Annotated in this window: 12 protein-coding genes; 2 read left to right on the forward strand and 10 right to left on the reverse strand. The window is 42.4% G+C overall.

The features are described 5' to 3' along the window. Positions 1-57 precede the first annotated feature (57 nt). Together nqrF and accD are read right to left on the reverse strand one after the other, a co-directional pair. Positions 58-1,353, reverse strand: coding sequence for an NADH:ubiquinone reductase (Na(+)-transporting) subunit F (nqrF, locus tag BC751_RS06290; RefSeq protein WP_130274801.1), 1,296 nt, complete (start codon positions 1,351-1,353; stop codon positions 58-60). Between the two features lie 138 nt (positions 1,354-1,491). Further along, complete coding sequence (gene accD, locus BC751_RS06295) at positions 1,492-2,334, reverse strand: acetyl-CoA carboxylase, carboxyltransferase subunit beta (protein ID WP_130274802.1); 843 nt, start codon at positions 2,332-2,334, stop codon at positions 1,492-1,494. Between the two features lie 236 nt (positions 2,335-2,570). Between accD and BC751_RS06300 the strand changes: the two genes are divergently transcribed. Next, positions 2,571-4,208, forward strand: coding sequence for a carbon starvation CstA family protein (locus BC751_RS06300; protein WP_130274803.1), 1,638 nt, complete (start codon positions 2,571-2,573; stop codon positions 4,206-4,208). 1 nt (position 4,209) lies between these two features. Here the strand turns inward: BC751_RS06300 and BC751_RS06305 are convergent, their stop codons facing one another. From BC751_RS06305 to BC751_RS06340, 8 genes are all read right to left on the reverse strand, one after another. After that, positions 4,210-5,364, reverse strand: coding sequence for a DUF3179 domain-containing (seleno)protein (locus BC751_RS06305; RefSeq protein ID WP_130274804.1), 1,155 nt, complete (start codon positions 5,362-5,364; stop codon positions 4,210-4,212). Then, entirely contained in the window at positions 5,365-6,906 is a 1,542-nt protein-coding gene (locus BC751_RS06310; RefSeq protein ID WP_130274805.1) for a vanadium-dependent haloperoxidase, read from the reverse strand. It abuts the gene before it with no gap. Positions 6,907-6,917: 11 nt separating this feature from the next. Further along, positions 6,918-7,841: a transporter gene (locus BC751_RS06315; RefSeq protein WP_130274806.1), complete on the reverse strand. Its 924-nt coding sequence runs from the start codon at positions 7,839-7,841 to the stop codon at positions 6,918-6,920. Positions 7,842-8,058: 217 nt separating this feature from the next. Beyond that, a complete protein-coding gene (locus BC751_RS06320; protein WP_130274807.1) occupies positions 8,059-8,604 on the reverse strand; it encodes a hypothetical protein in 546 nt (181 codons plus the stop codon). Positions 8,605-8,714: 110 nt separating this feature from the next. Beyond that, positions 8,715-8,906 (reverse strand): hypothetical protein, encoded by a 192-nt coding sequence (locus BC751_RS22025; RefSeq protein ID WP_130274808.1) that lies wholly within the window; start codon positions 8,904-8,906, stop codon positions 8,715-8,717. Positions 8,907-8,971: 65 nt separating this feature from the next. Beyond that, positions 8,972-11,860, reverse strand: coding sequence for a translation initiation factor IF-2 (gene infB / locus BC751_RS06330; protein ID WP_130274809.1), 2,889 nt, complete (start codon positions 11,858-11,860; stop codon positions 8,972-8,974). Positions 11,861-11,928: 68 nt separating this feature from the next. Continuing rightward, positions 11,929-13,173, reverse strand: a complete 1,245-nt coding sequence (gene nusA, locus BC751_RS06335) for a transcription termination factor NusA (protein WP_130274810.1) — start codon at positions 13,171-13,173, stop codon at positions 11,929-11,931. A gap of 5 nt (positions 13,174-13,178) precedes the next feature. Further along, entirely contained in the window at positions 13,179-13,649 is a 471-nt protein-coding gene (locus BC751_RS06340; protein WP_130274811.1) for a ribosome maturation factor RimP, read from the reverse strand. A 218-nt stretch (positions 13,650-13,867) separates the two neighbouring features. Here BC751_RS06340 and BC751_RS06345 point away from each other — a divergent pair, with 218 nt between their 5' ends. Next, positions 13,868-14,896 carry a rod shape-determining protein gene (locus BC751_RS06345; RefSeq protein ID WP_106567326.1) on the forward strand — a complete coding sequence of 343 codons (1,029 nt, stop codon included), beginning with the start codon at positions 13,868-13,870 and terminating at the stop codon, positions 14,894-14,896. The last annotated feature ends 6 nt before the right edge of the window (positions 14,897-14,902 follow it).

Below are 14,902 nucleotides of genomic sequence, written 5' to 3' on the forward strand. Positions count from 1 at the left end.
AAAATAAAAAAGCTGGAGAAAAATAAAAAGTCCCGCATTTGCGGGACTTGAGTTATATTAACCACCGAAGTCGTCAAATCTGATGTTTTCCTGAGGTATTCCCATGTCATCCAACAGCTTCAATACTGCCGCATTCATCAAAGGAGGTCCGCAGAGGTAATATTCAACCTCATCTGGCTCAGGATGGTATTTCAGGTAGTTGTCATATAGTACCTGGTGGATAAATCCAACATAGCCATCACCGTCATCGTCCAGAGATTTTTTAATCTTCCAGTTGTCTTCCGGAAGTGGTTCGGAAAGACCGATATAGAATTTAAAGTTCGGGAAATCTTTTTCGATGTTTCTGAAATGAGGTACATAGAACAATTCCTTCTTAGATCTACCTCCATACCAGTAAGAAACTTTTCTATTGGTCTTTTCAGTGTGGAACAAGTGGAAAATATGGGATCTCAAAGGAGCCATACCTGCACCACCACCAATGTAAATCATTTCTCTTTGTGTAGGGTTGATATGGAATTCTCCATAAGGGCCTGAAATGGTTACCTTATCTCCAGGTTTTCTGGAGAAGACGTAAGAGGAACATACGCCTGGGTTGACATCCATCCACTTGTTGTTGGCTCTGTCCCATGGTGGGGTAGCGATACGGATGGTCAACATGATGATGTTACCTTCAGCTGGGTGATTGGCCATGGAGTAAGCCCTGAAGAGCTCTTCGTCATTTCTCATGACAAGATCCCAAAGACCAAATTTATCCCAATCACTCTTGTAAACATCTGCTGGGTGACCCAATTCAGGATGTGGCGTGATGTCCATATCCTTAAAGCTCACAGTAATTGGCGGAACGTCAATCTGAATATAACCTCCTGATTCAAAGTGAAGGGTTTCCCCTTCAGGTAATTTCACTTTGAACTCCTTGATAAAGGTGGATACGTTATAATTGGAGATAACTTCACATTCCCACTTCTTGATACCGAAGATTTCTTCAGGGATTCTGATCTTCATGTCAGATTTTACTTTTACCTGACAGGAAAGTCTGACTTTTCCTTGTTTTTCAGCCCTGCTAAGGTGACCTTCTTCAGTTGGGAGAACTTCTCCTCCTCCTTCTTCTATGACGCACTTACACATGGCACAAGTACCGCCACCTCCACAAGCAGAGGGAAGGAAGATTTTATTGTTGCCCAAAGTACTCAATAAGGTAGAACCTGCAGAAGTAACAATGGTCTTTTCCCCATTGATTACAATCTTCACGTCACCTGAGGACACCAATTTGGACTGGGCAAACAACAGAATAAAAACCAGTAGCAAAATAATCAGCGTAAATGCTACTATCGAAGTAATAATTACTGAACCCATTTATTATAAATTTTACTTTTGATTTTTCCGTCTAAAGCCTATTCCGGCCCACAAATATATTTATAAATCAATAAAATCGGCCAAAGTTGAATTTTATTTTAACCACTGGACGACTTAATCCATAAACGCATTTCCTGCCTAATTGTTGAGCAATCTTAGGAGTGTTGTCAATCTGTTTTTCAACTGTCTCCTATCGATGATGAAATCCAAAAAACCATGTTCGAGTACAAATTCGGAACTCTGGAATCCTTTTGGCAAATCTTTACCGATTGTCTCACGGATAACCCTTGGTCCGGCGAAGCCGATCAATGCCCCCGGTTCGGCAATATTGAAATCACCTAGCATCGCATACGAAGCAGTGACCCCTCCGGTTGTGGGATCTGTCAATAAAGATATGTAAGGGATTCCGGCTTTGTCCAAAAGTGCCAGCTTGGCAGAAGTTTTGGCCATTTGCATTAAGCTGAAGCCTGCTTCCATCATTCGGGCCCCACCGGATTTGGAGATCATTAAAAAAGGGATTTTATGCTTGAGAGCGTAATCAATTGCCCTGGCGATTTTTTCACCGACCACAGAACCCATCGACCCCCCAATAAAATTGAAATCCATACAGGCTACGACAAGGTCAAACCCATTCATTTTTCCTACGGCAGTCCTGACTGCATCGTTCAATCCTGTTTTTTCAATGGTTTGTTGAATCCTGGAAGTGTAGGTTTTGGAATCCACAAATTTCAGCGGATCCCCGGATTTCATATTTGCATCCAACTCCTTGAATTGGTTATTGTCAAAAAGAATTTCGAAATATTCTTTAGATCCAATTTTTACATGGTAGTCATCATCCGGGCAAACATAGGAATTGTTCTTTAATTCCCTGGTATGGATAATATTGCCCTTTGGGGTTTTGAACCACAACCCGTCCGGAGCATCTTTTTTTTCTTCCGTAGAGGTTTTGATTCCTTTGTCTGTTCTTTTAAACCAAGCCATATTTACATGTTTAGTTCCGAAATTCTCATTTCAGGGACTACAAATTTATAGGTATTCTCCATTAAATAAAATTTACCAATGGTCTTAGTCCTAATTTCCTTCAGGGATGGTATGCCATGAAGGTCTGATAATTTTCTTGCTGCAATGAAAAAAATCAGAATATTGTTTAAATCCTGAAATTATCATTGGTATTTTGATGAAAATGGATGAAATTTCCCTGCTTAATTCCCTTTGATATGGCTTTGACCACCTTACTGCTTTTGTCTGGTATTATCTTGCTGACAGCTTATTTCACTTATGGTAAATACGTTTATAACAAATTTGGCCTCACCGATAAAAGGAAAGCCCCATCCCATATGTACAAGGATGGTGTTGATTATGTGCCAAGTAAGCCTGTAGTGGTACTAGGCCATCATTTTGCCTCCATTGCAGGAGCTGGACCAATTGTTGGGCCTATCATAGCAGTAACTTTTGGGTGGATACCGGCAGTCATTTGGATCCTGTTGGGAGGGATATTTTTTGGTGCGGTCCATGATTTGGGCAGTATGGCTGCTTCCTTGAGAAACCAGGGCAAGTCCATTGGCGTGATCATTCAAAACAATATTGGTCAAAAAGGCAAACAGTTTTTCATCCTTTTCAGCTTTTCTACCCTGATTCTTATCATAGGGGTATTTGCTGATATTATCGCCAAAACTTTTGTCAACAATGCCGGTGTGGCCTCAGCATCTATCCTTTTCATTGTTCTGGCGGTTGCTTTTGGTCTCGTCAGTAAAGTGGTGGGCAATAGCAGAACAGCATTTGTGCTCATTTCGGCAATCGGAGTGATATTGATGTATTATTTTGTCTATTTGGGAATGCAACTTCCCTTTGAACTTGATTATCAGACCTGGGTATATGTATTGCTTGCGTATGCTTTTATTGCATCTGTCACCCCTGTATCCATGTTGCTTCAGCCAAGGGATTACCTTAACAGTTTTCTCTTATATGGATTGATCATTTCCGCTGTAATTGGGGTTTTCATCGCCAATCCGCAGATCAAAATGGATACGGATATTTATATCAATTCCGATAATCTGGGTTATTTATTTCCTGTATTGTTTGTGACCATTGCCTGTGGGGCAATCAGTGGATTTCATTCTTTGGTTGCATCAGGGACAACCTCCAAGCAGCTGGACAAGGAAAGCGATGCCAAAGTGGTGGGTTTTGGGGGAATGCTGATTGAATCTTTCCTTGCCATCATTTCTGTGGGAGCGGTGATTGTGCTGAGTAGGGGGGAATACCTGGGAAGGTTGGGAGAGGAAGGTCCTGTGCCGCTTTTTGCCAGTGGGCTAGGAAGTATGATTTCTTCCATGGGCATTTCGGAAAATTTTGCCGTAGGCTTTGTGGCATTGACCGTTTCTGCTTTTGCATTGACCACTTTGGATACCTGTACACGTTTGGCAAGGTTTACCTTGCAGGAGTATTTTGAAGATGTAAAGCACCCAGTGGGTGCCAAAGTTTCCCAAAACAGATACCTTTCAACGACGGTGGTTGTCATTTTATCCATCCTGCTTTTGGCTTCAGGAGGTTTCAGTACCCTTTGGCCCATCTTTGGTTCTGCCAATCAACTCTTGGCCGCCTTGGCATTGCTGACTGTGGCAGTTTGGCTGATGAAACAAAAAATCAGCGCTACTTTCGTTACCATACCCATGTTTTTTATGTTCACTGTTACCTTGACCTCCTTGGGGCTTTTTGCCTGGAAAAATTTCCAAAGTCAGGTGTATGTTTTATCGGTAATTGCAGCCCTGCTTTTTATTCTTTCCATTGCCCTGATTGTACTGGCATCCAAAAGTCTGAAAAAAGAAATAGAGAAGCCGGTGAAATTATCCCAATAGATCATTTAGGGGAATAGATTTCAGTTCCAGGATTAAATGTCTTCCAACTGTGCCAGAATTCCTGGTAGGCTGTAATGCTTATCAGTTCCTGAGCGCCTGTTTTAATATTGACTCCATTGAAATTAAGGGTATCCTCATTGAAAATGATTTTATCTCCAGGGATTAGCTTTATTTTATGCTGGTTAGAAGGTCTCAAAAAGACCCGGAAACTGTTTCGGTCTTCCGAAATAACCAATGCAATTGGTTTACCGGCAAGTTGGTCAAGAATTATTTGTTGTGCTTTGAGATCATTCCAATCAAAGGCTTTGGTTTTTCCATTGATCCTTACACCCACTACCCAGGATTTTTGCTTCCATGAAAGGCTGTCAGTTCCGGTGAGTTTACTTTTGCTGAGCCCAAATTCAAATTTGCCTAAACTATCATATTTGGAAAGGAATTTAGGATCTCCATTCATCACTTGGCCTGAAGGATATAGGCTGAAGAATTTTCCCAAACTCATCTGGCTTGAAGCCAATTCGGGGAGTTGATATCCTTTTAAGGGTCCAGTTACGGCTTCCCAATTAGCTTGCTGCCACCAGGATCCGGTGGATTGATCTTCAAACATGGCATTGAAATGATCCATGCCCACCAACCTGAAATTTTCAGTTTGCCCATTGACTACAGGTTCAAAAATCCTTCCTGACCGACAGACACTGCAGTAAGTTACCATAATGTCTTTTCCTCCGATCTGATCTCTTACTTGATGGTGGTAAGCGATATAACGGATCGGATAGGCTTTGGCCTCGCCTTTATATGATGCCACCAAAACCAGGCTGCTGTCAACCAAGGAATTTTCTTCAAAGCTGGAGAAAGTTAAGTTTTCAGGCTGTAGGAACATCTTATCTGCTGTCATTTTGAAATTGAACATGTAGATGAATCCCAGCAAATGCAGGGTCAAAATTCCTGATAGCCATTTTGAAGAAGCAAAAGCGGACTTTGCACCGATCAGCAGCATGGCGCCAAAGAGAAAAATTCCCGTCCAGCGATAAGAGTGCAGAAAGTAAGCCAAATGCAGGGAGTCCCATTTCTGACTCCCTGGCATAGGCATGATAAAATAAATACGGCCAATTTCCAGCAAAGCCAGTCCGACAATTCCTATGAAAAAATACTTTTTCATTTAGAACAGTCCGTCAACTTTTGCTTTATTGACAGCATAAGTGCCCACCAGACGGCCTTGTTTAGTACCTTCTGTTGCATCAAATCGGTAATGTATCCCGCCATAAATTCTTGAAACAGCGGCTTCTTCTGCCCATTCAGTAAAGCGCTGGGCATCGCTGGGGAAGAAGAAGGATAAGACTTCAGCTCCAGCCGCCGAAAAAGTGCTGTGGCCAGAAGTGTAAGCAGGAAAATTGGGGGTACCAAGAATTGTTTTGAATCCACGGATTGTTTCAATAGGCCGTGGGTAATGGTAATAATATTTGGTGTCCCAGCAAGCTACACCTGCATCCATGATTGCGGTGTTCATGTAGGCAAATACCCTGGCAGCCCTTAAGGGGTTCAGTTTATTTTTGACGATGGATAATTTGGCAAACTTGTTCCAATGGCCAGGAGGGGTATAGGAGCCTAAACCGTCTTCCCACCAGTTGGCAATCCTCCTTTGTTCCAGGGTCATGTGGGCCGCATAGCGTCTTAATTCCCTGACGTCCTCTTCATATTGTGGTGATCCTATGGCCGGAGGAGGACCAGATCTAACTTCTTCCACTGTAGGCACATGCCACATTTTCACCTGACCAAAAAGCGGAGTCAGGCCAACCGGCCGCTGAGGGATTTCTTGATTTTGCCATTTCCATCCAAAACGCTCAAATGCAACATTCGCAATGGAATCTGATACAGTCTTCGGTGTTTGGGCTTTGGCCATACCATCCGTGGATGCGCGGGCTTTGGCTAATTTGACTACTTCCTCGCCTATATAGATGCCTGCATCTAAGTCACTGCGAACATTGATTCCTGCCTGCAGCATACTTTGAAGATGTTCTTGATAATGCTGTTCCAAAACGGCTGCTTCCAAAGGAAACATGAGTGTTAGGATTTCTTTGGATACTTTGGCCACCGCCGCTCCGTGGGATGGGTAAGAAGGCAGGCCATTTTCAGGGTAAGCGGAACGAATATTTGGATCTTGGCGATAGGGGCCCATTCTATTGAACTTAAACTTATAATGCCATGCCAGTATTAAACCATCATATTGGGCCACACTCAGGTATGCCAACATCCTACTGGTGTAGGGTGGATGGGCAAAAGGGAAAGCAGGTGGGCCAACAGGATTGGCGGGATTGGGCAAAGTGTAGGTTCCGTCGGCATTTGGGCCAGGGATAAGGTTGTATTTTGCTGCCATTTCAAGGGCAATTTCATTCCATCGGATTACAGGATTGCTTGTCCAATACTCAACAGCCTGTTTTTCCGAAGCAGTCATTCCGGCAATTAAATTCTTAACTTCTGCCAATTCAGCTTGATAAGCAGCAGAGTTGATGGCTTGCGGTGCAGTCAATTGAATTTGGGAAGGATTAGCCACTAAAATGGGCTTCCAGTTACCTCCGTTTTCATCCAAGGTGCTGAATTCATAAGACTCAAAATCGTAATATCTGGGAGTCTCCTCAAGGCAGGATTGCAGACAAAATGCTGCGACTATAAGAATGATTAGTTGGTATATATTTTTTTTCATGGGATATCAGATTAGTATGCTTTGAATTGGTAAGTGAGACCGAGTCCTATTGCGGTGGCTTTACCCATATTTCGTCCTGTAATGGTATGGTTCAGGTAAGCAATGGCTCCGAAGCCCCGGTCTGCTTTGATGTAGTATTGTGTCCAAAAACCAATTTGGCTGACTTCCATCTTATTGGTAGGCTGTGGCCTGTTGTAAGCCCTGATGTCATCTCCGGAAAGGCAATTTAAACTCATATAAGTGGCTTCCAGCCTGAGCCTGTTTTCTAGGGTACAGTAGCCAATAGCTCCATGAATATTCAGTGCATTGGGGACGTTCATGAATGTGGAATAAACGCTTCCGTTTTTGTAGTAATAATCTCTTTCAATTTCGGTCTGTCCCCTCCATAGGTAAGCTGCGGCCATTCTGAATACAAGGCCATTATCCATTTTATAGCCTCCGATTCCCCTGACACCCACTTCTGGAGCCCCGGCACCGATACTAAATGGCATATAATCAGATAAATATGTGCCTACCGGTGTGCTGAAGTGTGTATTGGTCAGAAAAAGAATCCTTCCGCTTCCCACACGGTGTTGAAGCCAGTCTACTTTCATGGAAACATTCAAATCCTGAATGCCGGATTGTCCAACCTGAGTGCCTCCAGAAGCTTCGGTACTTATATAAGGTAAACTAGCAATAATGTTGATTTTTTTTGTCAATCCCATGGCCACCATGGGCATAAACATCTGCCGGGTCAAAGTACCAATGTTGGCATTTTCTCTCAAATAATCTCCTTCCCAGTACTGGTTCCATTTACCGTTTTCATAAATTCCTGCAAAACAGATTTCACCTTTTGGCATCATAATTTCATCAAAGGGCATTTGGGCACGGGTCTGTGGTATATGGTTAAGATACAATATTGCCATAAGCACTATTGCGCAGTAAAATTTTCTCATACTTAAAGGTTTGGTTGAATCAAAAATGGAATATTGCTGTGAAATAAAATATCAACACAGCATCCAATCATCCATAAAGCTTCCCATCAGGCATTTATATTTTATAAAAGGTCCGCTCTCATGAACCTATGATGTTTTAAAGTCTAAGGATATGAAAACTCCAAAACTTTCAATCGGCCGGAAAGAAATAATGGAAAGATTAGAAAAGAAAATTGAACTAAATAACCTGCGGAGGTGGGGAGTTTACTTCCGGAAATTGATTTTGGTAAGCTGAAAAAATAAACCCTATCAATTGTTTTTCTGCTTTAAATGGATTGTCAAAATGGAAATCATTAAATGGCTGGGTATAGTCCTTGACAAAGATTTTTGACAAGAGCGAATTATTACCCGAATCTGGCAAATCATCTTGTACGAGGGAACTTACCCATTGTTTGATGGTCTTGTCCAGGTTGCTTTTGGCAGTATCGGGAACATAGAAGATCTGAAGCGTATCTTTGACATATCTTTGTTTGATGGCCCTGAAGTATTGGCCATTTTTTTCAAATCGTGTATTGGTAGTTCTGAAATCTTCTTCATCTGGCATGTAAGGAAGACTCATGGGTATCTCCAAGATTCTTTCTTCCCAACCCTCTTGCTGATCGCTGTAGATTTTATCTGCCCAGTTGTTTTCAATTTGAATATGAAAGGAAAAATAGGCCACATAGTAACCAAAGTGGTACAATGCAAAGCAGCAAAGAAGCAATATGGCACTGATTTTTCTCAAAATGCAAACTTAATTTTACTAAAATGTAAGGATTTTTTTTGAGAAAGGATATCTCAGTAATTTTTTTTTTGCATTTAATAAAATTTGTATTGATCTGTTCCGCAGAAATCTCATAGGAAGGTCAATAAAGCCCAAATCACCAACCAAAATAATCCTAGTCCCCCATACATTTTGATGACCTTCCATCTGTTCATCCGGTCTAGGTACCAAAGTACCAGGACAGGTTTATAGAGTCCTGCTATTAAGGAAAAAATGCTGACCCACAGCATGATCTGACAAAAAAGGATGAGTGCCTGTAACATGAATGAATATCTGGATAGCAGGGCGAAAATAAAAAAAGGAGCCTTTGGAGCTCCTTTTTCATATTTTATTTTTTCTTCTTTACTTCCTGCATCATGTACCCTTCAATGGTATCATCAATTTGGATGTTATTGAAGTTTTTAATAGAAATGCCACATTCATATCCGGCTTTGACTTCAGAGACATCGTCTTTGAAACGCTTCAACTGATCGATTTCACCATCGTGGATGACAATACCGTCACGTATGACACGGATTTTATTTTTACGGGTAATGTAACCATCTGTCACATAGCAACCCGCTACAGTGCCCACTTTGGAAATTTTGAAGACTTCCCTCACTTGGATGTTACCTGTAATCACCTCTTCAAACTCAGGCTCCAACATACCCTCGATCGCATCTTTGATCTGATTGATTGCATCATAGATTATGGAATAGTGTCTGATTTCGATTTCTTCCTGCTCTGCCAGTTTCTTGGCATTCGAAGAAGGTCTTACGTTGAAGCCTAAGATAATCGCATCAGAAGCAGAAGCCAGCAACACATCGGATTCGGAAATTTGACCTACGCCTTTGTGGATGATATTTACAGAAACCTCTTCTTTGGACAGTTTTAATAGTGAATCGGAAAGTGCCTCTACAGATCCGTCCACGTCACCTTTGATGATCAGGTTCAGTTCCTTGAAGCTACCGATAGCCAGACGTCTGCCAATTTCATCGAGTGTAATATGCTTTTTGGTTCGCATGCTCTGCTCTCGAAGAATCTGCTCCCTGGAATTGGCAATCTCTCTTGCTTCTCTTTCAGTCTCATATACTTTGAAATTGTCGCCGGCCTGAGGGGCACCACTTAGTCCCAATACCTGAACTGGAGTAGATGGACCTGCTTCGGTGAGTTTTTTGCCTTTATGGTCAAACATGGCTTTCACACGTCCATAATGATGGCCGGCCACCATGATATCTCCAATCCTAAGCGTTCCTGCCTGAACCATGATGGTAGCCACATAGCCACGTCCTTTGTCCAAAGAAGCTTCTATTACTGTACCCACAGCACGTTTGTTTGGATTGGCCTTCAATTCAAGAATTTCAGCCTCCAACAGTACTTTTTCAAGCAATTCGTCAACACCTTGCCCCGTTTTGGCAGAAATATCCTGTGACTGGTATTTACCTCCCCATTCTTCCACCAATAGGTTCATATTGGCCAGTTCTTCCTTGATTTTATTTGGATTGGCATTTGGCTTATCCACTTTATTGATTGCAAAGATCATTGGAACCCCTGCCACCTGGGCGTGGTTGATGGCTTCCTTGGTCTGTGGCATGATGCTGTCGTCAGCGGCAATTACTATAATTGCCACGTCTGTGATTTTGGCACCACGGGCACGCATCGCCGTGAAGGCTTCGTGACCTGGGGTATCCAAGAAAGCTATCTTATGTCCATCAGCAGTCCTTACATCATAAGCACCGATGTGTTGGGTAATACCACCCGCTTCATCAGCTGTTACTTTAGACCTTCTTATATAGTCCAAAAGTGAAGTTTTACCATGGTCTACGTGACCCATAATGGTAACAATAGGTGCCCTTTCCTGAAGATCTTCCTCTCTATCTTCTTCCTCTGCTACTTCGATTTCTTCGTCAGGTTTGGTAAACTCAACTTCATAACCGAATTCATCCGCAATGATGGTAATGGCTTCTGCATCCAATCTTTGGTTGATGGATACGAACATGCCTAAAGACATACAGGTTGCAATTACCTGGTTTACGGAGACATCCATGAGAGATGCCAGGTCGTTCGCAGAGATGAATTCTGTTACTTTTAGTACTTTGGAATCTTCCTGGCCTTCCAGTTCTTCTCTTTGTCTTTCTGCTTTCTTGTCTCTTCTCTTGGCTTTACCGCTTCCGGCTTTTCCACCTCCTTGGAGTCTGGCAAGGGTTTGTTTGATCTGATCCTGGATTTCTTTCTGTGTAGGTTCAGCTTTCTGAACCCTGCTGACATTTTGTTGAGGAGCGGGTTTTCCTTTTCCTTTTTTGTCCCTGTCCCTTTGTCCAGCTTGATCAGGTCTTCCCTGCTGCTGTTGCTGTGGCCCTTTGGACACCTCCACAGGACGGTCAGGCCCAGCCTTATCTATTCTTTTGCGCGGTCTTTTCTTTTTATCTTTACCCCTTTCATCAGAAGAAGCCACAGGTTTCCCTTTTTTCTTGGACCTGTCCGTAGGGAGTTCGATTTTACCCAATACGGTAAGCCCTTTTAGGGCATCGGCTTTGGCAGCGATGACTTCGGATTCTTCTTCCTGCTTGGGTGCAGGTTTTCCTACCGGAGGTTCAACGGGCTTAGGTTTTTCGACAATTTTAGGGGCAATAGGTTCTTTTTTTGCCTCTGGCTGAGAGATAGGTTCTTTTTTAGCGACGTCTTCAGTATGAGGCTTCACAGCCTGGGGGGTAACTTCTGGTTTTGGTTCAACAGGAGCAGGTTTAGGCGCTTCTGCTGGTTTTTGCGGTTCTACTGCCTTTGGTTCTTCCTTTTTCTCGGGTTCTTTTTTCCCACCAAGATCAATTTTGCCAAGGACCTTAATTCCCTGAAGTTTTGGTGCTTCCACGGGGATTTTTTCAACTTTTTCCTCTTCCTCTTCAATAACCGGTTTTGGTTGGGGCTTAGGAGGTTCGGGAGTACGTACAACCTGTGCTACTGGCTCAGGCTTCTTTTCCTCTTTCACATCTGATTCTGCCTCAATGGTAAAGGTCTCATGATGACGTTTACCAATGGACAGGTGGGATGCTTCCTCCTTCTCCAAAGCCGAGGATTTGAACTCTTTTGCCAACATATTGAACTGGTCCATGTTGATTTTGGAGTTCGGATTGTTTTCTACATCTGAGCCCTTTTTAGCAAGAAACTCCACAATCGTAGATATCCCTACGTTGAGTTTCCTTGCCACCTGGCCCAATCTCATGGTTTTATCTTCTGACATACGCGCTAAAAACTCTCTCTATAATTATTTGGCAAATATAGGCCAATATTGTCTTATTCAGCCCTTATTTACTGTTCAAATTCCTGTTTTAAGATTTTAAATACTTCATCTATGGTCTCTTCTTCCAGTTCAGTTCTTCTCAAAAGATCCTCTTTGGTGAGAGATAAGACACTTTTTGCAGTATCCAATCCTGTTTTTTTCAATTCATCAATCACCCAGCTGTCGATTTCATCTGCAAATTCTTCTAAATCCACATCTTCCTCTTCATAATCACTGAGTTCACGGAACACGTCAATTTCATAACCTACCAATCTGGAAGCCAAGCGGATGTTGTATCCACCTTTACCGATGGCCAGGGATACTTGGTCTGGCTTAAGATACACAGAAATCCTTTTGTTTTCTTTATCCACGGTGATGGAGGATACTTTTGCAGGACTCAAAGCCCTTTGTACATACAGCTCCAGGTTGTCTGTATAGTTGATAACATCTATGTTTTCGTTCTGAAGCTCTCTTACGATTGCATGAATCCTGCTTCCTTTCATACCCACGCAGGCACCTACCGGATCGATGCGGTCATCATAAGATTCCACGGCAACTTTTGCTCTTTCTCCCGGTTCCCTGACGATTTTTCTTATGGTAATCAAACCGTCAAATACTTCAGGTACTTCATTCTCAAACAACCTTTCAAGGAAAATCGGAGAAGTTCTGGAAAGAATAATTTTCGGATTTCCATTTACCATTTCAACTTTATGGACAATAGCCCTTACAGTATCCCCTTTTCGGAACCTGTCTTTAGGAATCTGCTCACTCTTTGGGAGGATAAGCTCATTGCCTTCCCCGTCTATCAGCAGCACTTCCCTGCCCAGGATTTGGTAAACTTCAGCAGAAACGATTTCTCCCACCAACTCTTCATATTGGTTGAAAAGGAGGTCTTTCTCCAGATCTTTGATTTTTTGGATCAAAGTCTGTCTTGCCATCATGACGGCTCTTCTGCCAAATTCCTCCAATTCTATTTTTTCATACACTTCTTCACCGACTTCAAAGTCAGGTTCGATCTTTCTTGCCTCACTCAAGCTGATTTTGTCAAAATCCCAGATATCTTCGGAATTGTCATCAACAATTTCCCTTATCCTGAAAATCTCAAGGTCGCCCTTGTCAGCGTTGATGGTGACATCAAAGTTTTCATCTGTCTCATATTTCTTGCGAATCATCGCTCTAAATACATCTTCCAGAATACGGATCATGGTAGGACGATCCACATTTTTAGACTTTGCAAACTCTGCAAATGATTCTATTAGAACTTTAGCATCCATTTTTTTTATTTAAAAGAGACTAACACAATTGATTTTTTTATCTGGTCAAGCGGCACGGAGATTTCTTGCTCTGCTGCTTTTTTGCCTTTTTCCTTTACCTTGATTTTTAACTTTATTTCTGTCTGCTCGACAGCCATAAGCTCCCCTTCGATTTCTTTACCCTCCAACAGGGTCACCCTCAGCTTTCGTCCCACATTTTTGGCGTACTGTCTCCTGGAAGCTAGCGGATAATCCAAACCAGGGGAAGACACCTCCAGCACATAGGCCTCAGGCATTAAATTTTTGGCTTCAATTTCCTCACCTACCGACCTGCTTACCTTGGCACAACTGTCAATGCTCAGGCCCGAATCAGCGTCTATCAAGATTTTAACTTGAGGTTTATTGCCCTTTTCAATTACTTGGATGTCCACAATAAAATGGGATTCATCCGGCAAATGCTTGTTTACAATTTCCTCAATGTTTTGTTTTAAGTTCATACTCCTTCACTGCTGATAAATGAAAGAGGGGACTCTTGTCCCCTCCCGATAGCTTGGATAATACACTGCAAAGATAATGAAATTATTATTATAAAAAAAAACAACATTGTTGTAATAAATTGGGAATTAGATAATAATTTTGCCCACCCACGTTGAATATGCTGGACCGACAGTTAAAAATTCACGGTAAATAAAGAAGATCAATCAAGAAAAAAATAATGGGATTATTCGATTTTTTTTCAAGTGACATTGCAATAGACCTTGGTACAGCCAATACGCTGATCATTCATAAAGATAAAATTGTCGTAGATGAGCCATCAATTATCGCCATCGACAGGACAACAAACAGGGTGCTGGCTGTAGGGAAGGACGCTATGAACATGCATGAAAAGACGCATGAAAACATCCGCACCATCCGTCCATTGAAGGATGGGGTGATTGCTGATTTCTACGCTGCTGAGCAAATGATCAGGGGCATGATCAAAATGATCCCCGGCCACAATAAGGGAATGTTCCCTAAATCGCACCGTATGGTTATCTGTATCCCTTCCGGAATTACGGAGGTGGAGAAAAGAGCTGTTAGGGACTCAGCAGAACATGCCGGAGCAAAAGAAGTGTACATGATTTATGAACCGATCGCTGCTGCCATCGGTATTGGTATAGATATCGAAAAACCGATGGGGTCCATGATTGTGGATATCGGGGGCGGTACTACCGAAATTGCATTGATAGCCCTTTCTGGAATCGTAGCGGATCAGTCCATCCGTGTAGCAGGGGATACTTTTACCAAAGATATTCTGGATTACATGAGAAGACAGCACAACCTATTGATCGGTGAAAGGTCTGCGGAAAAGGTGAAGATTGCCATTGGTTCGGCTTTGACGGAGCTCGAGGATGCACCTGAAGATTATGAAATCAGAGGTAGAGATTTGATGACCGGTATTCCGAAGGTTATTAAGGTTTCCTACTCAGAAATTGCTTTTGCTTTGGACAAGTCTGTTTCCAAAATAGAGGAAGCTGTCTTGAAAGCCCTGGAAATTGCCCCCCCGGAATTATCGGCCGATATCTATGATAATGGTATCCACCTGACAGGAGGTGGTGCCTTGCTCAAAGGACTCGATAAAAGGTTACATCAAAAGACCAAACTTCCTATACACATTGCCGAAGATCCCTTAAGGGCTGTGGTAAGGGGAACTGGTACTGCGCTGAAAAATATCCAGAATTTCAGGACTGTTTTGATGACCTAATGTTTG

This window comes from Cecembia calidifontis, from assembly GCF_004216715.1.
In the GTDB taxonomy this organism is placed as follows: Bacteria; Bacteroidota; Bacteroidia; order Cytophagales; family Cyclobacteriaceae; genus Cecembia_A; species Cecembia_A calidifontis.

Bases quoted from the DNA above. Each gene is read 5' to 3' on its own strand.
- infB (WP_130274809.1), bottom strand. From the start codon at position 11,860: ATGTCAGAAGATAAAACCATGAGATTGGGCCAGGTGGCAAGGAAACTC.
- nusA (WP_130274810.1), bottom strand. From the start codon at position 13,173: ATGGATGCTAAAGTTCTAATAGAATCATTTGCAGAGTTTGCAAAGTCT.
- BC751_RS06340 (WP_130274811.1), bottom strand. From the start codon at position 13,649: ATGAACTTAAAACAAAACATTGAGGAAATTGTAAACAAGCATTTGCCG.
- BC751_RS06300 (WP_130274803.1), top strand. From the start codon at position 2,571: ATGGCTTTGACCACCTTACTGCTTTTGTCTGGTATTATCTTGCTGACA.
- BC751_RS06345 (WP_106567326.1), top strand. From the start codon at position 13,868: ATGGGATTATTCGATTTTTTTTCAAGTGACATTGCAATAGACCTTGGT.
- accD (WP_130274802.1), bottom strand. From the start codon at position 2,334: ATGGCTTGGTTTAAAAGAACAGACAAAGGAATCAAAACCTCTACGGAA.
- BC751_RS06315 (WP_130274806.1), bottom strand. From the start codon at position 7,841: ATGAGAAAATTTTACTGCGCAATAGTGCTTATGGCAATATTGTATCTT.
- BC751_RS06305 (WP_130274804.1), bottom strand. From the start codon at position 5,364: ATGAAAAAGTATTTTTTCATAGGAATTGTCGGACTGGCTTTGCTGGAA.
- BC751_RS22025 (WP_130274808.1), bottom strand. From the start codon at position 8,906: ATGTTACAGGCACTCATCCTTTTTTGTCAGATCATGCTGTGGGTCAGC.
- BC751_RS06310 (WP_130274805.1), bottom strand. From the start codon at position 6,906: ATGAAAAAAAATATATACCAACTAATCATTCTTATAGTCGCAGCATTT.
- nqrF (WP_130274801.1), bottom strand. From the start codon at position 1,353: ATGGGTTCAGTAATTATTACTTCGATAGTAGCATTTACGCTGATTATT.